This window comes from Bradyrhizobium sp. SK17 (genome assembly GCF_002831585.1).
Taxonomy (GTDB): domain Bacteria; phylum Pseudomonadota; class Alphaproteobacteria; order Rhizobiales; family Xanthobacteraceae; genus Bradyrhizobium.
Map to the genome: position 1 here is coordinate 72,630 of NZ_CP025114.1, position 22,028 is coordinate 94,657.

Here is a 22,028-nt window from a genome sequence, read left to right on the forward strand (position 1 = left end):
GGAGCGATGGGAAACACGTTCAACATCACGTCGCTGCTGCAATCGGTCGATCAGCTCGGTCAGAACTACGTCTCAACTGCCTACCAGGCATTGGCGAGCGCCGCGACGTCAGGCGGCGGAACAGGCGTCGCCGGATTGTTGCTCACGCTCTATGTGATTTTCTGGGGCATTGGCATCTGGCAGGGCACCTCGACGGGCGGCCCGGCTGATCACGCATTCCGGCTGTTTCGCGCGATGCTGATCTACGTCATGGCCACGAAGTGGGGCGACTTCCAGACGCTGGCGTATAATTTCCTCAACGATGGGCCTTCCGCCATCGGCAATGCGCTGCTCAGCGCCGTCACGAGCGCCAACAACACCGGAACGTCCGCGAACCTCAACTCCGTCAACGGCGTGCAGTCGGCGCTTCAGAATATGTGGAACACGACCAACAGCGCCACCGAGGCGTTTCTTCAGAACGCCGGCATCACCAATTGGGGTCCCTACATCTTCGCCGCCGTGTTCTACGTGGTGATGGCGATCCTGATCGGCTTCGCGATCTTCCTCATCGTGCTGTCGAAGATGTTCATGTGGTTGCTGCTGGCATTGGCGCCGCTGTTCATTCTCCTGCTGCTGTTCGGCGTCACGACACGGTTCTTCAGCGGCTGGCTCAGCGCGCTCGCCCAGTATTTTCTCGTGCAGGTGCTCGTCTATGCGTTTCTTGCCTTCTACGTCTCATTGATCCAGCAGACGATCGACACGCTCAACGGCGTCGCCAATTCGAAGTCTGCGACCTGGGCCACCATCGGCCCGGTGGTGCTGCTCGCGATCATCGGCATTCTGTTGCTCAGCCAGATCAACAATATGGCGGCGGCGCTCGCTGGCGGCGTACCGATCTTCGCGCCGCGGATCGGTTCGGTGCTCGCAACCGCGACCGGCTATCGCCTCGGCGCCGCCGCGAACCAGGCCCGTCTCGCCTTCCGCAATCCGCTCAATCCGGCCTCGGTCTCGCGCCGCGAGGAGCTGGCGTCGCGCCAGCGCGCGCGCGTCGGCCTGCGCGCCGCATCATGGGCGCAATCGGCGGAATTTCGGCGCCTTGCCGAACAGCTGCGTAGTCCGGGCGTGCCGCCGGCCTCTAGTGGCGGAGGTCGGCCATGACGGAGATCACCGCCACGGAGCCGGCGCGCGTCGATCCACGGTACTATGAGGATGGGGCGACGTGGGAGCAGGATATCGCACGCCGCAACCGCAACTCCCGCGCACTTGCGTGGATCGTCGCCGCGATAATGACCGTCGTCGCAGTCGGGGCGCTCGGAACGCTGGCCTTGCTTGTTCCGCTCAAGACTTACGAGCCCTACATGGTGGTCGTCGACAAGACGACCGGCTTTGTCGAGGTCAAGCGTCCGATGGCCGAGGGTCCGCTGACACAGGACGAGGCAGTCACGACCTTCAATGTCGTGCGCTACATCAAGGCGCGCGAGACCTACGACCCGAAGGCGTTGAAGGACAACTTCGACCTCGCCCAGCTACTGGCGACAGGAGACGCGGCACGCGAACTGATGGAAATCTATTTGCCCGCCAATCCGAGCAACCCCATCAAGGTCTACGGCACCAACACGGTCGTCGCGGTCACAATCAAATCGGTGACGTTCCCGAACAACCGCACCGCACTGGCGCGGTTCTCCACCGAGGAAAAATCGTCGACCAACATCATCACCCGCAACTGGGTCTCGCTCGTCCGGTTTCGCTACACGTCCGCGCCGATGCGCAATGAGTGGCGCTTCGACAATCCCCTCGGCTTCCAGGTGTTGGAGTATCGCCGCGATCAGGAGACGGCGCCGTCGCCGGGAACGGTCGGTGCGCAGCAATGAGGAAGAATCGTATCGTCGTAGGCCTTATTCTCTGCATCGCGGCGAGCGCCGCTCACGCGGAGGCGTTGCCGCGCCCTGGCCGCACCGATTCCCGCGTCCGCGACGTTGTCTACAACAGGGACAATGTCACGGCGATCGACGCCAGCTACGGCACCTCGACGATGATCGAGCTGCAGCCGGACGAGAAGATCGAAACGCTGGCACTCGGCGACTCGATTGCCTGGAAGGTCGAGCCGAACCGCAAGGGCGACATCATCTTCGTCAAGCCGGTCGACAAGAACGCGATATCGAACCTCAACGTCGTCACCGACAAGCGCATCTATTCCTTCCTGCTGCGCTCGAACACGCGGCCGCCGGCCGGTCAAATCTATGCCGTGCGATTCCGATTTCCCGATGACGAGGCGAGCGCCAAGCTGCTGGACGAAGCCAAGCAGCGCGCGGCCAACCCCAACCTCAAGGATCTCAACATCGCCAACGCCAACAGCGATTACGGCTACAAGGGCTCGTCGGTGAACAAGCCAGTCGCCGTGTTCGATGACGGGACCAAGACCTGGTTTCGGTTCGAGGGCGAGACGCCGGCGATCTACATCGTCGACGCGGACCGCAACGAGAGCCTCATCAATTTCCGGACCGAAGGTCCCTACGTCATCGTCGACAAGGTCTCGCCGCAATGGACGCTCCGCAACGGCCAGGAATCGACGTGCATCTTCAACCGCCGCCTCACCAACGTGCATGAGCCGAACGGGCTTGAGCCCTACGCGCCGCAACGCGTGGGTGCAGCCACGACCGTGGGAGGCTGATCATGCCCACCGCTGACGACTATCGCTCGTTTGAACTGGAAGCCGCGGCGGCAAGCTCCGTCGCGCGCGGCCGGACCGCGCTCGGCAGCTTCCTGAAATTCGGCGTCCCGATCGGCGCACTTATTGTCGCTGGCTGGATGATCTACGGAACGGTCGCGCGGCGCGCGCCCGCCCTGACGACGCCGGACCAGGAGGAATTCAGGACGACGCAATTTCCCGCGCCGTCGCTGTCGACGCCAAGAGTTCAGACCAACCAGGGCACCATCGTCATCCCGCAGGCGCCGGCCGAACCCGCTCCACCACCTCCTCCGGTCGCGCCGCCACTTGCACTGCCCGCGCCGCCTCCGCCTGAACCACCCTTGGCGGGGGCGCTGCCGAATGACGACGAAGCCCGCCGCCTCGCAGAGCTCGAGCGTCAGCGACAGGAGGAGGAGCGGCGGAAATGGGAGCGCCTGCGGGCTCCCCAGGTCATTGCCGACAACGCCGCGGCCGCGGCGAACCAGTCCAGCGCGGAGGACGGCTCCCGGGCGGCCGGCGGGCCGGAGGATGACCCCAATCGCCGCTTCCTTTCGTCCGTCTCCGCAGCCGGCGTCGAGGTTTCCCGCGCCACCAAGAACGATCGGATCGACGCGCTGGTGGCGCAGGGGACGATGATTCGTGGTATATTGGAGACGGCTCTTCAGAGCGATCTGCCCGGCATGGTGCGCGCGGTCGTAACCGAGAACGTCTGGTCGTTCGACGGCCGGCGGGTGTTGATCCCAGCGGGGAGCCGCCTTGTCGGGGAATACAAGTCAGGCATTGCCCAAGGGCAGACGCGCGTCTTTGTCGTCTGGACGCGGATGCTGCGGTCGGACGGCGTCTCGGTGCAATTGGGGTCTAACGGGACCGATGATCTGGGGCGCGCCGGCAACGCCGGCTTCGTGGACAACCACTACATGGAGCGATTTGGCTCCGCGATCCTGCTCTCGATCGTCGGCGGCGCGGCTCAGTTCTTGAGCGCTTACGGCCAGAACACCAACAACACCAGCGGTAACGGCTCAATCATCACGACGACGGATCCCGTGACGGGGGTCGTCATGCAGACGCAGACAGGCGTGAACCAGTTAAATCTCCAGGCGCGTCAAATCGCGGCGCAGAACGTGTCCCAGACCCTGACCAACATCGCGCAGGAGGCGCTCAGGAACTCGATCAACATTCCGCCTACGATCTACCTCGACCAAGGGACGCGGATCATCGTGTTCGTGCGGCGCGACCTCGACTTTTCGGCGCTCTATCCGGACCCGGTCAAGGAAGCCTTGAGGGAGTTGAAGCGTGAACGTGCTGGCACGAAGTCTGACGGTCTTCATTGACCGCGCACTCGATCCAATCCGCACCTGGCTCGAGGACGACCAGGTCGTCGAGATTTGCGCCAACGGACCTGGCGAGGTCTGGGTCGAGCGTTTCGGACAAGCTGCGATGGAACGGCACGAGGTGCCCAGCCTCACGGAGCATGCTCTCCGGCACCTCGCCGAGCGTGTCGCGGGACATTCGGGCCAGAGCGTCAACGAGGAGCATCCGTTGCTGTCGGCCGCGCTGCCGACCGGAGAGCGCTTCCAGGGCGTGATGCCGCCGGCGACGACGGCGGGAGGCGCGTTCGCGATCCGCAAGCAGGTCATCAAGGAAATGCGCCTCGACGACTATCGAAAGATGGGATCGTTCGAGAAGGTGACAACGGCCGGGGAAGGGACACTATCGGAAACCGACCGCTGCCTGTGCGAGCACCTGGATGCCGGCCGCATCGAGGCGTTCATCCGCCTCGCCGTGGTCAGCCGCTATTCGATCCTCCTGTCAGGCGGGACGAGCTCCGGCAAGACCACGTTCCTCAACGCCATCCTCAAGGAAGTGCCGGTCGAGGAGCGCATCATCACCATCGAGGACACGCGCGAGGTAAAGCCGATCCAGAAGAACCACCTGCCGCTCGTCGCTTCAAAAGGTGACCAGGGGGAGGCCCGTGTCAGCGTTGAGACGCTTCTGCAGGCCTCGATGCGGTTGCGGCCCGACCGCATCTTCCTCGGCGAGATTCGCGGCGCCGAGGCCTACTCCTTCTTGCGCGCCATCAATACTGGCCACCCGGGCAGCATCACGACGGTGCACGCCGACAGTCCCGCGGGCGCCTTCGAGCAACTTGCGTTGATGGTGATGCAGGCCGGGCTCGGCCTGCGCCGCGACGAGATCGTCGGCTACATCAAGTCGGTGCTGCCCATCGTCATCCAGCAGACGAAGGTCGGCGGATGGCGCGGCACGTCGGCGGTGCATTTCTCGCGCATGGCGGAATGGCGGGAGCAGCGGACCGGGGGAAGAGGCCGTCATGGCGCGCGTCGTCGCCTATAGGATCGGCATCGCCATCCTGCTGCTGCTCGCCTTCTGGCTTTTGTGGAGCATGGCCTACGAAGTGGTCGTGGCGCTGCGCTGGGCGCCGAGCCGCTTCCCGAGCGAGGGCGCGACCCGCTGGGCCCTGTTTCGGATGCAGAACGCCGACCGATCCGCCGATTTCTTCCTGATCGCCTGGCGCCATTTTCACGACCGTCTGCTGTTCCCCGGCACGCGCGTTGAAGCCCTGATCCGCGCCGGCTACGCGGCGGCGAGCGTATTCGCGCTAGGGCTCGCCGGCGTGCTCTTCGCATTCATCAATCGGCGCCAGATGCCGTATGGCGAGGCCCGGTTCGGCACTGTGATGGAAGCAGCCAAGCAGGGGCTGACCGCAAAGCACGGGATAATCCTGGGGACGCTCGGCGGAGCCACGATCCGCTCCGACGAGCCCGCGCACATCCTGGTCGTGGGTCCGTCGCGCTCGGGAAAGGGCACCGGCTTCGTCCTTCCGAACGGCTATCTCTGGCAGGGCTCGGCGGTGTTCTTCGATCCCAAGCGCGAAAACTTCGAGGCGCTCGCCAACCATCGGGCCGCGATGGGCAACAAGGTCTTCATGTTCTCGCCCGGATCGAATGACACCCACCGCTACAATCCGCTCGATTTCGTGCGACGCGACGAGCGGATGGCGACGGACTGCCTGGTGGTGGCCTCCTTCGTCATCCCCGAAAAAGCGGACGACACATGGGCCGGGGCAGGGCGTCTGCTGCTGTCGTCGCTGATCGGCTACGTCCTCGCCTCGCCGCTGATCGCCGGCGCGCAGCACATGCGCACCGTGGCCCGCATGACGACCACGGGCAAGGACATCTCCTCCGTACTGCGGGCGATCGTAAAGACCGAGCGCCAGCACCTGCCGACCTGGGTGGCGGACAGCTTCAATCAGTACATCGCGCTCGAGCCCGAGACGCGCAATTCAGCCGTGTTCAACGTCAACATGGCGATGTCGCTCTGGAACAATGGGCTGATCTCGGCAGCGACAGAGACGTCCGACTTCGATATCCGGGAGCTGCGCCGGCACCCGATGACGATCTTCATCGGCTGCACCATCGCGGAGCTGTCGATCTTCCGGCCGCTGATCCGGATTCTGTTCCAGCAAATCCACGACCTGATGATGGTGAAGATTCCCGGCGAGGACGAGCCGCACCAGGTGCTGCTCATGCTCGATGAATTCTACCATGTCGGTCGGATGGACTCGCTGATCTCGAAGATCACCATCAGCGCCGGCTATGGATTTCGCATGGCGATCGTGATGCAGGACATCGCGCAGCTCGACGAGCTCTATGGCAGAAACACGCGCATTACCACGGTCTCAGGCTCGCAGATCAAATTGTTCATCCAGATCAACGACCTCGACACATCGGAGTTCGTCTCAGAGATGCTGGGCGAGACGACACAGGTTTACAAGACGCCGATCCAGCGTCCGGGGCAGGGCGTGTTCGCGCCGCGCGTTTGGTCGCCGCATTATACCCCGCGCCCGCTGCGCAGTCCGCTGGAGCTTCGCGAGATGTCGGCGCGCCTTTCGATCCTTATGGTGAAGAACTCGCGATCGTTCGAATTGACCAAATTCCGGCACTACGCGGATAAACCCTACCGGATATTTTATGAAAAGGCGAAAGCCACGCCTCCCGTCCTGCCCGTGCTGCGCGAATGGCAAGACGAGCCTTTGGGAGGCGCGATAATGTCAGGGCCGGATCAGCCGAAGGAAGCAGTGAACGTTGACGCCGTGCCGACACCGACCGAAGCACCGACGATGCGCAAAACCCCAAAGCGACGATCAGCCAAGAAATTCGAAAGCAGGAAGCTGCCGGAAGTCCCGCCGGCCTCTGACACCCCTTTGACGCTTATCGCCCGATCAGAGTCGCAAAAGCCGGCGCGAAGGACATTGTCGCTAGGCGCAGCGCCACCAGTTCCGGCGGGGGAGAGCTGCGACGTGCGTCACATCCTGGCGTCTGTTTCTACAGCTCAAGACGAAGATTTTATCGCAGTGTTGAGCGGACTGGAAAGGTCGATTTCGGCAAGCCAAGGGGTGCGACAAGCAGCGGAAACGCTGGTTTCGCTCCATCGATCTTTCGGCGATGATATTAAGTAGCGCTCCAGAGCGATTCCAGCGCTTTCTCAGGAAGCAATCTACTACTCGGACGAGTGTGATTGCTGATGCCCGATGATGATTTCTACCGCCGAGCGGATGGCGCGGGACCGCTGTGGGAGTGATCTTCAATCATTTGCGCGGGTCGAATTGTCTTACGCTCAAACGAGGGGGGTGTGGTCGAGGATCGGCGCGTTCGCCGGCCGTTCTTCATTTTCCTTGTATTCGGCCGAGTGTCTGAGAGCGAGCGATGCTGATACTGGCGGAATCCAATCAACATTTGTGCGCGGAAGTAGCAGAAGTTGCCTGCGCGTATCTGGCAAATGTGAAATCAAAGCTGGCATATCTGTCCAGGCCGCGAAACCATTCGCGGCAGGACAATCGCCCATTGCGTGCCAGGAAGCGATATTCGGGGCTCATATGATCGGAACTTCGTGACCCATTTCGACCCATGCTTAATTCGTATGCAAAAGCGTCGGCAGTCTACGCATTGATCACAACCAACAGCGCGCGATTATTACTTCGCAGAAGCTGAACGCGGATTAATCACTCTGTGAGGTGAAACCTTGCAGTTGGAAACGCCCCGTATATTGCTATCAGCCGGCTCAAGTACAATTCGGCACCGAAACCCCAACGCTCTCGCAATTCTTACATAGTTGGTCAATGACGTCCCGCACGTTCCCTTGAGGTGTCGCGAGAGCTGCGCGGCTTCTGTGCCAAGAAGAAATCCGAGCGCTTCAAGGCTTACCCCTTCCTTTTCGCGCAGCTCGCGAATCGCCGCGACGATCCCCTGCTCGTCGGTAGCGACCTCTGCAGCAAGTCGGTCGCTGGTGCCGCGATCAGTTCCGGGGAAATTGGAATGTCTATTTCCTGAACGCATGTTCGATCAACGTTTCGAGGTAACCCAGCCCCACTTTTCGAAAATCGCCGCACCTTCCGGCGAGGCGAGGAACCTTGCAAACTTTTTCACATCAGGGCGGGCCTCGCCCCTTTTCGTCAGCGCGATTCCTGTGTCGCGATAAATCGCGTATTGCGGCTCCACGGCGACCTGATCGGCAACCTTGGCGTTAGCGACCTGCCAAATCGACCAGATCAGCCACGCATCGATGGAGGGATCTTCGGTCCAGCTCTGCTTCGCTTGGGCGCTGTTGCCGGCCACTTTTACGATATTCGATCGAAACGCCCGCACGCTGGCCATATCGCCGAGGCGCCCGGCCACGTCTTCCCAAAGCCCCTGTTGCCCGGCCCCGTTCACCACCAAAATACGATGACCCGGCTTCAGCAAGTCGGCGACGCCGGTGATGTGACCCGGATTACCGGGTCGCACGAGGATCGCCGCTGGCCTCAGATAAAGTGGTTGGACAGTGGAGGTGTCGATATCCGGCATCGCGGCGATGAAATCGGACATCATCACTTCCGATCCGCTAAAGATCAGGTCTGCATCCGCCTTTGCATTATCGATCCACTGTGGGGTCGGCCCCGCAGTGACTTCGACTTCGATACTGTGTTTTTTACCGAAGGCCGCAGCCGCTTCCTTCATCGCAGGTAACGGCCCACCAGGACCATACACGTGAATAATTCCCGCCGCTTGAACGGAGGCGCTGATACTCATCGCAAGACTTGCGACCGCGATAACGATAGCTAAACGGCGCATGGCCTTATCTCCGTCAATTGAGGGCGTCTACCGAAAGGCCGGATATTGCTTGCCGACCATGGAGTGACCAGAAAGCTTAGACAGCCACGATAACGGCAACGATGCCGACAAGCGTCCAGAATGCCGTATTCGCAAACATACTTAGAATTTGCTCGTGATCCGGACCTTCGGGCAATCCGGCCAAATGCGCAGCGCAGCGTCCCGGCAAGCTAAGAGGTAAGCGGTGAAGCCAAAAAGGCCTGCTACCGACAGCATCCGCGCGTTTTCGTTGCATTGATGAATCGGCATTCTCATGATGCGCGGCATGTTCTTATTCCGAACAACATATAAGCAGGGCATATTCGAAACATGGCCGTGGAAATGAGAACGAGACCAACCGCCGCCACGGCGTATTTCCACATGCCCCAACTGAGGAAAAAGTCTGCAAACTGCGGAATGAATGGCGAGATCAACAGCGCGAGGCCAATCACGAAACGCACGACACGATCAAGCGAACCAACATTAATCATGAAACTCTCCATTGGAATGCAGTTAAGTTTGTTTGGTACGTAACGCCGTAGCGTGTCGCGTCTGCATCATGCGACGTTGTCACGCCGCCTTCGCGAAACTCCGCTCCTTATGCGGAATATCGAACTCGCCGCCGCCGAACATGTGATTCCAGTATAGCCACGGTAAAAGTTTGGTTTTGAGATACCACATGCTTCGTCGAGGAACGCGCGGGTCGAGCGGGAAGCTCGGCGTAACCTTGCCGCCATAGGCGAATTCAGCCAGCACGATCTTGCCGATCGCAACGGTAAGCGGACAGGAGCCATAGCCGTCGTACACCGCCGCGGCCTTTTGCCCTTTCATCACCGACAGCAAGTTCTTGACGACGACAGGGACTTGCATCCGTACTGCAGCCGCGGTTTTTGCGTTAGGTGTCGAGGCCGCGTCTCCGAGACCGAATATGTTCTGGTACCGCGTATGCTGCAGCGTGCCTTGATCGACCTCGATCCAGCCGGCCGCATTTGCAAGCGGGCTCGCGCGAACAAAATCGAGACCTGTTTGCGGTGGCGTGACGTGCATCAGATCGAACGACTTTTCGATCTCCGATGTCGCGCCTGCTTCGTCTGTGACCATGAAGATCGCGCGCTTTGCTGCAGCATCTACAGCCTTCAGGTGGTGCTTATAGCGAACGTTGATTCCGTAATCCTTGACTGCGTCCAACAGCGGCGGAACGAAAAAAGGAACGCCAAACATGACGTCGCCGGCGAGGCAGAATTCGATCTTGGCCTGATTGAGCTTTCCCTGGCGCCGATGATGATCAGCCATCAAGTACATGATCTTCTGCGGAGCGCCGGCGCATTTGATCGGCATCGGCGGCTGGGTGAATAGCGCAGTGCCGCCTCGAAACCCCTTGATCGAGTCCCACGTGTACTGCGCGTACTTGGGAAGATAGTTGCTGCATACGCCATTTCGTCCGAGTGACTCCGTGAGCCCTTCGATCTTTTCCCAGGCAAGCTTCAGGCCCGGACACGCAATCAGGAAATCGTAATGTTCAAGTGAGTTGTCCTGCAGGCGAACAGCGTTCTGATCCGGCAGAAATTCAGCAGCGGCTTTTTTGATCCAGCGAACGCCCTTGGGGATTAGTGTCTCTTCCCGCCGTTCGGTTTGCGCACGCGTGAAGATTCCGGCACCGACGAGTGTAAATCCGGGCTGATACCAATGCAGGTCTGATGGCTCGATGATGGCGATCTCCAGTGAGGAATCATGCTTTTTCAGAGTCGCCGCCGTTGTGATCCCGGCGCAACCTCCGCCGACAATCAAAATCCGTCGACCTGTCATTCCCTGAACTGGCGCAACCATGATCGTCTCCATCACAATAGTTATTGATTAGCTTAAGTGATATGTTATGGTGTCACTTCAAATCCGGTCTGTCGAGGAGTTTTATTGTGAAGATCATCAAAGTGAACGACATCCTGTCTGTCGGTCCGCAGCCAGACTTAAGTGATTTCAATGGGTTGAAGGCAGGCGGGTTTGGGTCCGTGATCAATAATCGGCCGGATGGCGAGGAGCCAACTCAGCCTGCGGCAGCCGAGGCTTCAGGTGCAGCGGAAGCGGCCGGGCTTCGCTATGCCCGCCAACCGATTGTGCTCGGAGCGGTCACCGAGGCGGACATCCGGCAATTCCAGAAAAATCTCGCGCAACTCGATCAACCAGTTTTTGCCCACTGCAAAACCGGCACGCGGTCGCTGACTCTCTGGACCTTGGGCGAGGTTCTGGACGGCCGCATGGAGGCAACGGAGATTTTGCCATTCGGAGAACGGCACGGACTTGATTTGAAAGTCGCGGCGAAATGGGCTTCAGACCACGCTTCAAGCGACGGTGCGAAATGACGGAGCAGAACGTTCAACAGAGCGATGCGACGGAGGGGTATCGGCCGCTTTTGATCGGCAGTCCGGCTCCGCAATTCGTCACGCGAACGACGATGGGCAACAGGTCATTGGATCAATACCGTGGCCGATGGCTGATTCTCTTTTCTCATCCGGCTGACTTTACGCCCGTCTGCACCAGCGAATTCATCAGCTTCTCCAAGGCATATCCCAAATTTCAGGAGCTTGGTTGCGACCTCCTGGCGCTTTCCATCGACAGTCTGTTCTCGCATCTCGCGTGGGTGCGAAGCATTCGTGAACGCTTCGGCGTCATGGTCCCTTTCCCGATCGCGGAAGATCCGTCAATGGCGATAGCCGAAGCCTACGGCATGATTCACGGAGGCGCTGCCGACAGTTCGACGGTCCGAGCGACCTTTGTCATCGATCCCGACGGCCTTATTCGGGCTCTTATCTGGTACCCGATGAGTACCGGCCGCCGCGTCGATGAGATCGTCCGCCTCGTCGCGGCGCTTCAGGTTACGGACAGCGACGCGGTTTTGACGCCGGAAGGCTGGATGCCGGGCGAAGATGTGATCGATGCAGCGCCGCTCAGTATCGAGGAATCCGATGCCACGGCTGGATCTGGTGAAATCCACGACTGGTACTATCGCGTCCGAAAGTTGCGAGTAGACAAATGAAGAATGAAGACAGCCAAAAGCCGGTCGTTAAGGGGTTCTTCGACAAGCGAACCTTCAGCATTCAATATGTCGTTTCGGATCCGGCTACGAAGAAATGCGCGGTTATCGACCCCGTCCTTGATTTCGACGAGAAATCGGGCGCAACGGCAACACGTTCAGCGGATGAGATTCTTGCTTATATCGCCGCCGAGGGCCTGAACGTCGAGTGGATCCTCGATACCCATCCGCATGCGGATCATCTCTCCGCCGCCCGATATCTCAAGAGCAAGACCGGGGCGCCAACTGCGATTGGCGATCGGATTAGCGAAGTGCAAGAGCTCTGGAAAAAAATTTACAACTGGCCGGATTTTCCCGCCGATGGATCGCAGTGGGATCACCTGTTCGCGCCTGGTGAGCGGTTCAAGGTTGGCAACATCGAAGCCAGCGTGTTGCTTTCGCCGGGACATACACTCGCTTCGATAACATATGTCATTGGCGATGCCGCATTCGTCCACGACACATTGTTCATGCCGGATTCCGGCACCGCACGTGCCGACTTCCCCGGGGGCAGCGCCGCCAAGCTTTGGCAATCAATCCAGGCGATCGTGGCGTTGCCGGAATCGACGCGAGTGTTTACAGGGCACGATTATCAGCCTGGTAAACGTCAGCCATTATGGCAAAGCACGGTGGCAGAACAAAAAGGCACTAACAAGCATTTGGTAAAAGCCAAAACGGAGGAGCATTTTGTCGCGCTGCGTGAAGAGCGCGACCGAAAGCTCCCGATGCCAAAACTAATTCTGCACGCGCTGCAAGTTAACATCCGGGGTGGGCGATTGCCCGAGCCGGAGTCGGACGGACGGCGTTATCTCAAGTTTCCTTTAGACGCGCTCGCCGGAGCCGTATGGAGTGAATCATGAGGTTGGTGAAAACAGCACCCGACCTAATCGAACTCAATATTCGGCAAGCTGCGGATTTGATGCGACGTCTCAGCAATCCAAATCGCTTGATGATTGCTTGTGCGTTGATCGAGGGTGAACAATCTGTTTCGGAACTGGAAACCAAGCTTGGCATCAAGCAGCCAATTTTGTCGCAGCAGCTTGCCGATCTGCGAGAGGCAGGCGTTGTTCAGGCGCGACGATCATCCAAGTCGGTCTTTTATAGCGTCGCAGACGCCAAAGCCGGTCACTTGATCGCGGCACTTCATCAGATTTTTTGCGACGATCCCTATCCGGACGCCGCGCCCTTCAAGATTCCAGTCCGAGTGAAAGCCGCGGCGCAGGCCGCCGTTTTCGCGCAGGTCAGGCGGCCTTTCGAAAAATAGCGGGAAACTGAAATGCAGCAAACCTATTTGCAGTCGTTGATCGGGGGCGGGCTGATCGGGCTGTCGGCGGCCATCCTCTTGGTTCTCAACGGACGCATCGCCGGCGTCAGTGGCATGGTCTCAGGCGCGATCGAGTTCGTCAGTCCTGAACGCATGTCGCGTATCTTGTTTCTTGGGGGACTCCTCTGTGGCCCATTGATCTACCTGCAATGGTTCGGCGTCTGGCCACAGGTCGAGGTAACAACCACGGCTAGTTTGATGGTGGTTGCCGGTTTGCTTGTCGGTTTTGGGACCCGCCTTGGATCGGGATGCACCAGCGGACACGGGGTATGTGGCCTTGCGCGCCTGTCGCCGCGGTCTTTCACCGCGGTTATCGTGTTTCTGTGCACCGGGATCGCCACCGTATTGGTCATGAGAAAGTTCGGTATCACATGAGCTGTTTGGCGCGAAATCTCGTGTCGCTGGTGTGCGGACTTATTTTTGGGTTCGGCTTGGCGCTATCGGGAATGCTTGATCCCGCGCGCGTTCGCGGATTTCTCGATATATTTGGTGCGTGGGACCCTAGTCTGGCCTTTGTGCTTGGCGGAGCGGTCGCTGTTTCATCGATCGGCTATGTCATGTCGCGCGGGATGACAGAACCCGCGTTGGACATTGCTTTTCGTTTACCGACCAAGACGGCGATCGATTCTCCTCTGCTCATTGGCGCAGGACTGTTTGGGATCGGTTGGGGAATTTCTGGCCTATGTCCCGGCCCGGCGATCGCGTCATTGAGCTTCGGCATTCCGGCGACAATTGTTTTCACGATTGCCATGATCGCAGGTGTTCTCGTGCATGACCACCTGATTAAAGCGCGTCCAAACCAGCAAGCATTACAGTGACGATTTGGTCAGACGGTCTCGCGTTCGGTTCCGGTGGCCTCGTCGGCTTTTCCTTGGGGCTCATCGGCGGCGGCGGCTCGATCCTTGCCACGCCACTTCTGCTTTATGTCGTCGGCTTGACGCCGCCTCATCTGGCTATTGGCACGGGTGCTCTTGCTGTCGCAGCAAACGCGTTCCTGAATTTTACCAATTACGCGCGCCGGGGCACCGTTCGCTGGCGCAGCGCTTTGGTGTTCGCGATCGTTGGCAGTGTCGGCGCGTTTGTCGGGTCAAGTGTAGGCAAGGCCATTAACGGTGACCGCTTGCTGTTTCTGTTCGGTCTGCTGATGCTGGTGGTCGGAGGCCTTATGCTGAGGACGAAGCGATCTGCGCCGGTAACAGCCCAGGATGAAGATGCCCGGCCGTGGTTGGCAGCTGCTACTGCGCTTGTCGTTGGCCTTGCTGCGGGATTTTTCGGAATCGGCGGCGGCTTTCTGATCGTGCCAGGGCTTATCTTCGCGACGGGCATGCCGATGATCAACGCCATCGGGACGTCATTGCTGGCGGTGGGAGCGTTCGGACTGACGACTGCCGTCAATTACGCATTATCGGGTCTCATAGACTGGACCGTCGCGGCTGAGTTCATAGGCGGTGGCTTCGTTGGCGGCTTGATCGGGATGCGTCTCGCAAGTCATCTTTCGCAATTCAAGAGCGCCTTGAATATCGTATTTGCGTCGTTGATTTTCGTGGTTGCGATTTACGTTCTCTATCGAAGTGGACTTACGCTATTCACCTAACCAGCGCTAAAATATCTTCGATTCCTCTTGTTCAGGTATGATTTCATGACTTTGATGGAGCCGCTGCCGTCCTTTCTGAAATCGAGGTCATCCTTCTCGGACCCCATATTCCGTGTCCTCCTGAGCCTGATTTTCATCATTGGCGGACTCGGTCATTTTGTGGAACATCGTCAGATGCTCGCTCGCATCGCTGAATCGCCTTGGGTGAATGCAATCGAGATAATAGGTAATCCGTCGATGTTGCTGTGGCTTTCAGGAGTAATCTTCATTGCGGCTGGCGTTGCTCTTGCGACCGGATTCCTGACCCGGCTATCATCGCTCGCACTTTTCGTCACTTTGATACCAGTAACGATCGCAGTCCATTTTGCTCCGGGACATACTGGACCATTGTTCAAGAACGTTGCGATTCTCGGAGCTTTGATCCACTTTTATTTTCGCGGAAGTGGTGCGTATGCGATCGATCGACTCCTGGTGCCGGCCAGAGTAGACGGTGCGGCTTCAGCCAAGGGGGCAATAGCTCGAATTAGGTCTGTTTTGTGATGAGCTGTTTGTGCGGGAATGACAAGGCAGCACGAAGGCCATTTCCGTCACTCCGGTTCTTTAGCGCGAGTGTTCCGCCCAGCTTGTCGGCTGCGAGTTGCACGATCGAAAGTCCCAAGCCGCTCCCATACGGACTCTTGTGACGGCCGCGAAAGAACCTCGATGTCACAAGTGCCAGTTCGGAATCCGGGATTCCGGGGCCGTCATCATCAACGGAGATTGTGATGGAGGATCCGACGCGGACAGCGTCCCAGGTCACGGTGCCATTGTTCTTGATATGCTGAATTGAATTTTCATGAAGATTTCGCAGGGCCACCGTCAGAAGCTCGCGATTTGTCGCGAAACCGGTCTCGTAAAGTGCAGGAGACAAAACAAGGTTGGCTGAGTCCGAGAGCGGATCGGCCGATATGATTTCGTCGAGAATCTCGCCGAGATTGACGTTATCCGTTCGTTGGAAATCGTCCTGGGCGTCGATCCGTGCAATTGCCAGCAATTGGCGCACCAATCTTGAAGTCCGGTCAACAGAAATCACAATGAGACGCAGTGCTCGTCCTCGCGCCTCTGGATCTTGCGTCGCAATGGCGACCTGCGCCTGCGTCTTCAATCCGGCAAGTGGCGTGCGCAATTCATGAGCGGCAAATGCCGTGATGTCGCGTTCGTGGCGACGTGCGGATTCAACCTTTGAGAACAATCCGTTCAGGGAGTTCGCGAGCGGCGCTAGTTCCGGAGGCGCTTGGCTTGTCTCGACGGGGCTCATATCATCGACGCTTCGATTTCTCAGGTCTATCGCCATCAAATGAAGTGGCCGTAATCCTTGGCCTAAGACGGTCCAAATCAGAAGTCCGAGCAACGGAAAGATTAGCAGTGTCGGCCAGAGCAAGCCCTTGATGAGATCACTGATGAGCCGCTCCCGCAGTCCGAGGCGATCGCCGACGAGTACACGGATGCCCTTCGCGGGATCGGAAATGGCATAGACGCGCCAGGTTTCACCACCGACTTGCTGATCGGAGAAGCCATCTGTCTCATTTCCCAAACTGTCGCTAGGGGCACCACTTGATCGGGCTACCAGCCTGCCATCCAGCGACCATATCTGGCACGACAATTGACGCTCGTAGCTTGCGATCTCGGGCAAAAGGTGCTCGTCCGAAGGTGATCTGTCCGAAGCAACCGCATCGCTATTGATGGCCAGAGAGCTGACCATGCGGGCGGCCTCCTGAAGCCGGGTATCGAGCACGTGTTCGACCTCGCTCCGTGTCTGGAAAAATACCCAAGCGCTCGCGCACAACCAGATTAAGCCGGTTGCGACCGTAAGGACGATGAAGAGGCGACCTCTTATCGAGCGTGTAATCATGCTTTAGCCCCCCGCATTCGGTATCCTATGCCCCGCACGGTCTCGATCAGGTCACGCCCGATTTTGTTGCGAAGATTGTGAATATGCACCTCGACGGCGTTGCTTTCGACCTCGTCCTGCCAACCGTAAAGCCGATCTTCAAGATCGCTCTTCGAGCGGATTGCTCCGGGGCGCTCCATCAACGCGGCGAGAAGTGCAAATTCGCGACGTGACAGGTTTATCGCTTTGCCGGCCGCGGATGCGCTGAGCGTCGCCGGATCAAGCACGATCCCGTTGTATGCGATATGCGACGTGGCACGGCCAGTCTTTCTCCGTACGATGGCGCGCACGCGCGCGGCGAGTTCGTCCAGATCGAATGGTTTCCCCAGGTAGTCATCGGCGCCTGCGTCGAGCCCTTTAATCCGGTCCGCCACCTCGTCAAGTGCGGTGAGGAGAAGAACGGGCGTCGTGTTTCCCGCTGTCCGAAGGGTTGAGAGCAAATCGAGGCCTGAACCGTCCGGCAGCATCAGGTCCAGCACGACCGCGTCAAATGAGGCCGTTGTCAGTGCAGCCAAGCCGTCTGCGCAAGTGGTAACCGCATCGACGGTGGCGCCCACGAGGTTCAGGCCAGCTTTTAAACCGTCCAGCAGGACGGGGTCATCCTCGACCACCAGAATTCGCATCACATCCTCGTTCATCCGGCTGACGCGTCGCAGGCGAGCCTTAAGGCTGCCTTAAGGTAGGGCGGCGAAGTCAGATACCACCTTATGATTGTGGACCGTCATGCGAAACGCTTGTCTACGGATTCTCTTCGGTCTGCTTCTGCTTACGCCCGTGGCTGCGTCCGCGCAGGCGCAGAGCCCTCCGGGTGCGGATAAGGTTTTCCAGCTTAATGTTGCCCACGGCGCGGAAGGTGCCTTGATCCTGAACTGGGTCATTGCGCCAGGCAATTACCTCTATCGCGACAAGATCAAGATCACGAGCCGGCAGGGTGCTTCGATTAGGGCAAGTACACCAGCCGGAGACATGAAAGACGATCCATCGTTTGGCGAAACGGAGATCTATCACGGTCAGGCGCAGGCCTCCGTGTCAGCGAAGTCACTGGGCGATCTAAACGACCTTGTGGTGTCCTATCAGGGATGCGCCGAGCAAGGGATCTGCTATCCGCCAGTCACAAAAACCATTGATTTGAAAACACTATCGATTGCCGGACCGACTGCTCGGGCAACGGCGCCGGCCCAATCGAACAGCAACTGGGTGTCCGATCCGTCTTTGGAGCGGCCAAGCGCATCTCATGCGGATGCAACGACACAGCCGGATAATCTCGATCTCGGCGGAAGTGTTGTCTCAATGCTGGCCGCCTTTGTCGGATTTGGCCTGTTGCTGGCCTTCACGCCGTGCGTATTCCCAATGATTCCGATCCTTTCAGGAATGCTCGCGCAATCAGGCGAGAAGCTGACGGCCCGACGTGGCTTTGTGCTGTCAGGCGTCTACGTCGTCGCCATGGCGCTCGCGTACGCGTCACTGGGGGTGGTTGTCGCCTGGTCGGGGCAGAACCTGCAAGCCGCGCTTCAAACGCCGCTCGCGCTAGGTTTGATGAGCGCAATTTTCGTGGCGCTCGCTCTCTCGATGTTCGGTCTTTACGATCTGCAGCTTCCGCAAAGCTGGCAGAGCCGCCTGGCCGGTGCCGGTAGCCGCCGTGCTGGATCAGTTGGCGGGGCCGCAGTCATGGGATTCGGCTCTGCATTGATCGTAGGCCCGTGCGTCACGCCACCCCTGGCCGCGGCTCTGGTCTATGTCGCTCAGACCGGAAACGCGTGGCGTGGAGCGTCGGCGCTGTTCGCGCTGGGAATCGGGATGGGTTTGCCGTTGCTGGCGTTCGGGACGTTCGGCGCAAGCATCTTGCCTCGATCTGGACCGTGGCTGGCACATATAAAGCACGTGTTCGGCTTTGTTTTCCTCGGCGTGGCGATCTGGATGATCTCGCGCGTTCTTCCAACCTGGCTCGTTATTGTTTTGTGGGGCGTGGGCCTCGTCGGGACAGGCATCTACCTGGCCGCTCCACAGCTACGTGAGCGAAGCCGGGGACAAGCATGGCGCAAATGGCCTGTCTTGGCGGGCGTTGCTTCAGCCGGCTTTGGTGGGCTTCTGATGATTTCCGCCGTTGTTGGCTCGTTCGGCTTGCCGGGACAACTCACCGGAATTCCCGGCTTCGCAACAATCACCGCCGCGCACGCGGCCAAATTCGAGACCGTCACCACGCCGCAAGCGCTCGATGAGGCGATTGCAAGCGCGCGTCAGAATGGCAAGCCCGTCGTGCTCGATTTCTCGGCCGAATGGTGCGTCGAATGCAAGGTCATGGATCGCACCGTATTCTCAGACTCAGCCGTATTGGCGCGTTTGCACGACTTCACGCTGATCCGTGCGGACGCCACCAACTACAACGAAGATACCCGGTCGTTGATGAAGAGATTCGGCGTTGTCGGGCCACCCACGGTTGTTTTCCTCGGCGCGCGAGACAGCAAGGAAATAACCGGCGCAAGAATCGTCGGTCCCGTCGACTCAACCACATTCCTGAAGCGGCTCAATCAGCTTCAACCGTCCTGAAAAGTCCATTCACAAAGGAGAGACATCATGTTCGCCACACGTCCAAGCAATTTTTCACCGCGCCTGCTTCTCTCATTGGCCCTCTTGATGCCGATGACCGTTTCGCACGCGTTCGCGCAGGATGCCGATACGTCCACAGAGGCCATCCAGAACGACCCGGCCACTCCCGTCGCGGGAAATCCGAAAGGCGATCTGACAATCGTGACCTTCTTCGATTACAACTGTCCGTTCTGCAAGAAAGCAGAGCCAGCGTTGGAGCAGGTCGTAAAAGAGGATGGCCATATTCGCCTTGTTTATAAGGATTGGCCGATCCTTACCAAAGCATCCGTCTATGGCGCGCAGCTCGCGCTGGCCGCCAAATATCAGGGCAAATACGATGCGGTTCACGCCGCGCTGATGTCGATTCCCGGTCCGAAGATTCCCGAAGACCAGATGCTTGCAGCGATCCGCAAATCTGGCGTCGATATGGACAAGCTCGATGCCGATCTCAAGGCGCACGGCGACGAGATCACTGCGCTGCTCAGGCGCAACCTTGCCCAAGCCGATTCGTTAGGATTGCAGGGAACCCCAGCCTATCTTGTCGGCCATTACAAAGTGACGTCTGCCCTGACTTACGACGGATTCAAGCGTGCGGTGGCGGACGCGCGTGCCCAGGCAAAGAAATAAATGGCACGACTTGTGACGAACTCGCTCACCTGCTTTCGACGGGCCGGTAACGCCGCAATGGTTTTTGCCGGAATAGCGGTGTTAGCCGGATGCACCACAACGTCATCCACACCGGCGCCCGTAGCGTTTTCGGCACAGGCAAACCCGGCTGCGGCCCAGGCTTACGCCGCAACCACCAACGAACCGTACAAAGTGGACGCCATCGACGTCGCTGACATCGACCCCAAATACCTTCGCCAAGTGGTCGATTTTCCGACCCGGGAGCCAGTCGGAACAATCGTCGTCGATCCGCACGAGCGGTTTGTCTACCTGGTGCAAGAACATGGAAAAGCGCTGCGCTACGGCGTCGGTGTTGGGAAAGAGGGTCTCGAATTCACGGGGACTGCGACGATTGAGTACAAGAAAAAATGGCCGCATTGGACGCCGACAAATGACATGATCAAGCGCGAACCTGCACGATACAAACCTTGGCAGAAAGGCATGGACGGCGGTGCACGAAATCCGTTGGGCGCGCGTGCTTTGTATCTTTTCAAGAATGGCAAGGATACGCTGTTTCGCATTCATGGCACGACGGAGCCTTGGAGTATTGGCAAAGCCGTCTCGTCTGGCTGCATTAGAATGGTCAATCAGGACATTATTGATCTCTACAGCCGGGTGCCTGATGGTTCGAAAGTTGTGGTTCGGTGATACGCCTCGGTGCTGCGCGGTCGGATAGCGGGCATGGAAGTCCAGATGATCGTGGATAACAGTCAAAGTCCAAATTCGGTGCCGTGGCCGCCGCTCATTTTGGCGGTAGCGATGGCTGCGAGTCTCGGGCTTGGTCAACTGGTCCCTTTACCTTTGCCGAGCGATCTCTGGCTACAAATTATGGGATCCATCGTTGCGTTCGTTGGCGTCGCGCTCGATCTATGGGCCATTTTGACGATGAGACGGCTTCATACCAACATTCTTCCTCATCGTGCCGCGGGCCGGCTTGTGACCACAGGGCCATTCAGATTCACGCGCAATCCAATCTACGTCGGTAACGCGACTTTGATGGCGGGTATCGGCTTCGCTTTCGGGAATTTCTGGTTTGTCCTCCTGGGGGTTGTTTCCGCCCTTGTTGTGGATCGACTGGCCATTCGCCGTGAAGAGCGTCACCTAGGAGCGCGCTTTGGTCAGGACTGGCTCGACTATGCATCTCGGGTCCCGAGATGGCTCATCTGAAACGCCGTTGGGGGCCTTATTGGAGAGTTGAAATGACCATGATTGGAAGACGGACCGCGCTGCAAGCGCTGGGACTGGGAGTTGTTGCAGGTGCCCTCAGCGTGTCTACAAATCAAGCGTCGGCGAAGGAGGTTGACGGATCTATGCTCGTTCCATCGGACGGGCATCATCTCAAAGAACTATCTGAACATCTCGCCAAACTGCCAAGACGCCGAGACTTCAAGACCGTTCCCATGATCCTGACGGAAACCGATCAATGGGATGCCGAGGCCCTGAAATCCGTTATTGCGTACAAATCGCCATACAAACAGGTTTGGGACAACACCGAGATTGGCAGCCCGTGGCTCAACCTGATGCGTAATTCGATCAATGCCCAGGTATGGTCGTTCAAGCACCCTGACTTTCTGGCGGTATCGGCGACTCATGGCACGGCGCACCTTGCACTCTTCGACGATACGATTTGGGAAAAATACCAACTGACGAAGCTCGCAGGCGATAAGTTCAAATCGAACACCCTGATCAAGGAATCGTCTGCTGCGAAAGCAGACCCAAAGAATTTTGAGGACGCCGATGGCGTGTTCTCACCGGCGGACAATTCCATTCCGGTATTGATGAGACGTGGCGTCGTGTTTCTGTCCTGCCACAATGCAATATGGGAAGAGGCCGCCGCACTTCTCAAGGCTGAGAGTAACCCCGACAAGCTGACTCACGAGCAACTCGCGGCGGAGCTGACGAACCATCTTTTGCCTGGGGTGGTGCTCACACCAGGCGCGGTTGGAACGCTGCCCGAGTTGCAACGAGCGGGCTTTCACTACGCCAAATAAGGAGCGGCCATGATTTTCAAAGCGATCGTTGCAAGCGTGGTTGCTCTGAGTGCAGC

The 22,028-nt window shown here is 58.7% G+C and carries 24 protein-coding genes; 19 read left to right on the top strand and 5 right to left on the bottom strand.

Annotated elements, in window-relative coordinates; genetic code table 11:
• The first annotated feature begins 6 nt into the window (after positions 1-6).
• From CWS35_RS37565 to CWS35_RS37590, 6 genes are read left to right on the top strand one after another with little or no spacing between them, the layout of a single operon-like run.
• Complete coding sequence (locus CWS35_RS37565) at positions 7-1,137, top strand: type IV secretion system protein (protein ID WP_100957122.1); 1,131 nt, start codon at positions 7-9, stop codon at positions 1,135-1,137.
• Complete coding sequence (locus CWS35_RS37570; protein WP_100957124.1) at positions 1,134-1,850, top strand: virB8 family protein; 717 nt, start codon at positions 1,134-1,136, stop codon at positions 1,848-1,850. Before CWS35_RS37565 ends, CWS35_RS37570 begins: the two co-directional genes overlap by 4 nt.
• Complete coding sequence (gene virB9, locus CWS35_RS37575) at positions 1,847-2,650, top strand: P-type conjugative transfer protein VirB9 (RefSeq protein ID WP_100957126.1); 804 nt, start codon at positions 1,847-1,849, stop codon at positions 2,648-2,650. The genes CWS35_RS37570 and virB9 overlap by 4 nt, the downstream gene beginning before the upstream one ends.
• Before the next feature lie 2 nt (positions 2,651-2,652).
• Positions 2,653-3,999, top strand: coding sequence for a type IV secretion system protein VirB10 (virB10, locus tag CWS35_RS37580; RefSeq protein WP_100957128.1), 1,347 nt, complete (start codon positions 2,653-2,655; stop codon positions 3,997-3,999).
• Positions 3,962-5,020, top strand: a complete 1,059-nt coding sequence (virB11, locus tag CWS35_RS37585) for a P-type DNA transfer ATPase VirB11 (protein ID WP_100957130.1) — start codon at positions 3,962-3,964, stop codon at positions 5,018-5,020. Before virB10 ends, virB11 begins: the two co-directional genes overlap by 38 nt.
• The gene (locus tag CWS35_RS37590) at positions 4,998-7,145 is read left to right on the top strand and encodes a type IV secretory system conjugative DNA transfer family protein (protein ID WP_100957132.1); all 2,148 of its coding nucleotides are present in this window, start codon (positions 4,998-5,000) and stop codon (positions 7,143-7,145) included. The genes virB11 and CWS35_RS37590 overlap by 23 nt, the downstream gene beginning before the upstream one ends.
• Positions 7,146-8,028: 883 nt before the next feature.
• Here the strand turns inward: CWS35_RS37590 and CWS35_RS37600 are convergent.
• From CWS35_RS37600 to CWS35_RS37610, 3 genes are all read right to left on the bottom strand, one after another.
• The gene (locus CWS35_RS37600; RefSeq protein WP_100957136.1) at positions 8,029-8,796 is read right to left on the bottom strand and encodes a substrate-binding domain-containing protein; all 768 of its coding nucleotides are present in this window, start codon (positions 8,794-8,796) and stop codon (positions 8,029-8,031) included.
• A 290-nt stretch (positions 8,797-9,086) separates the two neighbouring features.
• Positions 9,087-9,305, bottom strand: a complete 219-nt coding sequence (locus CWS35_RS37605) for a DUF2892 domain-containing protein (protein WP_245439180.1) — start codon at positions 9,303-9,305, stop codon at positions 9,087-9,089.
• A gap of 79 nt (positions 9,306-9,384) precedes the next feature.
• A complete protein-coding gene (locus CWS35_RS37610) occupies positions 9,385-10,641 on the bottom strand; it encodes an FAD/NAD(P)-binding oxidoreductase (RefSeq protein ID WP_245439181.1) in 1,257 nt (418 codons plus the stop codon).
• An 86-nt stretch (positions 10,642-10,727) separates the two neighbouring features.
• Between CWS35_RS37610 and CWS35_RS37615 the strand changes: the two genes are divergently transcribed.
• The 8 genes from CWS35_RS37615 to CWS35_RS37650 are packed head-to-tail and all read left to right on the top strand — an operon-like array spanning position 10,728 to position 15,339.
• Positions 10,728-11,171: a TIGR01244 family sulfur transferase gene (locus CWS35_RS37615; RefSeq protein ID WP_157817362.1), complete on the top strand. Its 444-nt coding sequence runs from the start codon at positions 10,728-10,730 to the stop codon at positions 11,169-11,171.
• Positions 11,168-11,845: a peroxiredoxin gene (locus tag CWS35_RS37620; RefSeq protein WP_100957142.1), complete on the top strand. Its 678-nt coding sequence runs from the start codon at positions 11,168-11,170 to the stop codon at positions 11,843-11,845. Before CWS35_RS37615 ends, CWS35_RS37620 begins: the two co-directional genes overlap by 4 nt.
• The gene (locus CWS35_RS37625; protein ID WP_100957144.1) at positions 11,842-12,741 is read left to right on the top strand and encodes an MBL fold metallo-hydrolase; all 900 of its coding nucleotides are present in this window, start codon (positions 11,842-11,844) and stop codon (positions 12,739-12,741) included. The genes CWS35_RS37620 and CWS35_RS37625 overlap by 4 nt, the downstream gene beginning before the upstream one ends.
• Positions 12,738-13,145, top strand: coding sequence for a helix-turn-helix transcriptional regulator (locus tag CWS35_RS37630; RefSeq protein ID WP_100957146.1), 408 nt, complete (start codon positions 12,738-12,740; stop codon positions 13,143-13,145). The genes CWS35_RS37625 and CWS35_RS37630 overlap by 4 nt, the downstream gene beginning before the upstream one ends.
• A gap of 12 nt (positions 13,146-13,157) precedes the next feature.
• Complete coding sequence (locus tag CWS35_RS37635; protein WP_100957148.1) at positions 13,158-13,580, top strand: YeeE/YedE family protein; 423 nt, start codon at positions 13,158-13,160, stop codon at positions 13,578-13,580.
• On the top strand, positions 13,577-14,023 hold the full coding sequence (locus tag CWS35_RS37640) for a YeeE/YedE family protein (RefSeq protein ID WP_100957150.1): 447 nt from the start codon (positions 13,577-13,579) through the stop codon (positions 14,021-14,023). Before CWS35_RS37635 ends, CWS35_RS37640 begins: the two co-directional genes overlap by 4 nt.
• A complete protein-coding gene (locus tag CWS35_RS37645; RefSeq protein WP_371682887.1) occupies positions 14,020-14,799 on the top strand; it encodes a sulfite exporter TauE/SafE family protein in 780 nt (259 codons plus the stop codon). The genes CWS35_RS37640 and CWS35_RS37645 overlap by 4 nt, the downstream gene beginning before the upstream one ends.
• A 45-nt stretch (positions 14,800-14,844) precedes the next feature.
• Complete coding sequence (locus tag CWS35_RS37650) at positions 14,845-15,339, top strand: DoxX family protein (protein ID WP_245439182.1); 495 nt, start codon at positions 14,845-14,847, stop codon at positions 15,337-15,339.
• On the opposite strand, the gene CWS35_RS37655 is transcribed toward CWS35_RS37650, so the two are convergent.
• Entirely contained in the window at positions 15,323-16,690 is a 1,368-nt protein-coding gene (locus CWS35_RS37655; protein WP_100957154.1) for an ATP-binding protein, read from the bottom strand. The genes CWS35_RS37650 and CWS35_RS37655 overlap by 17 nt on opposite strands.
• The gene (locus CWS35_RS37660) at positions 16,687-17,352 is read right to left on the bottom strand and encodes a response regulator transcription factor (RefSeq protein ID WP_100957259.1); all 666 of its coding nucleotides are present in this window, start codon (positions 17,350-17,352) and stop codon (positions 16,687-16,689) included. Before CWS35_RS37660 ends, CWS35_RS37655 begins: the two co-directional genes overlap by 4 nt.
• Positions 17,353-17,452: 100 nt before the next feature.
• On the opposite strand from CWS35_RS37660, the gene dsbD reads away from it, so the two are divergent.
• From dsbD to CWS35_RS37685, 5 genes are read left to right on the top strand one after another with little or no spacing between them, the layout of a single operon-like run.
• The gene (gene dsbD, locus CWS35_RS37665) at positions 17,453-19,276 is read left to right on the top strand and encodes a protein-disulfide reductase DsbD (RefSeq protein ID WP_100957156.1); all 1,824 of its coding nucleotides are present in this window, start codon (positions 17,453-17,455) and stop codon (positions 19,274-19,276) included.
• A 27-nt stretch (positions 19,277-19,303) separates the two neighbouring features.
• The gene (locus tag CWS35_RS37670; protein ID WP_100957158.1) at positions 19,304-19,942 is read left to right on the top strand and encodes a DsbA family protein; all 639 of its coding nucleotides are present in this window, start codon (positions 19,304-19,306) and stop codon (positions 19,940-19,942) included.
• Positions 19,943-20,629, top strand: coding sequence for a L,D-transpeptidase (locus CWS35_RS37675; RefSeq protein ID WP_371682888.1), 687 nt, complete (start codon positions 19,943-19,945; stop codon positions 20,627-20,629).
• A gap of 33 nt (positions 20,630-20,662) precedes the next feature.
• On the top strand, positions 20,663-21,148 hold the full coding sequence (locus CWS35_RS37680; RefSeq protein ID WP_245439183.1) for an isoprenylcysteine carboxylmethyltransferase family protein: 486 nt from the start codon (positions 20,663-20,665) through the stop codon (positions 21,146-21,148).
• Between the two features lie 32 nt (positions 21,149-21,180).
• On the top strand, positions 21,181-21,972 hold the full coding sequence (locus CWS35_RS37685; RefSeq protein ID WP_100957162.1) for a transcriptional initiation protein Tat: 792 nt from the start codon (positions 21,181-21,183) through the stop codon (positions 21,970-21,972).
• Positions 21,973-22,028: the final 56 nt, after the last annotated feature.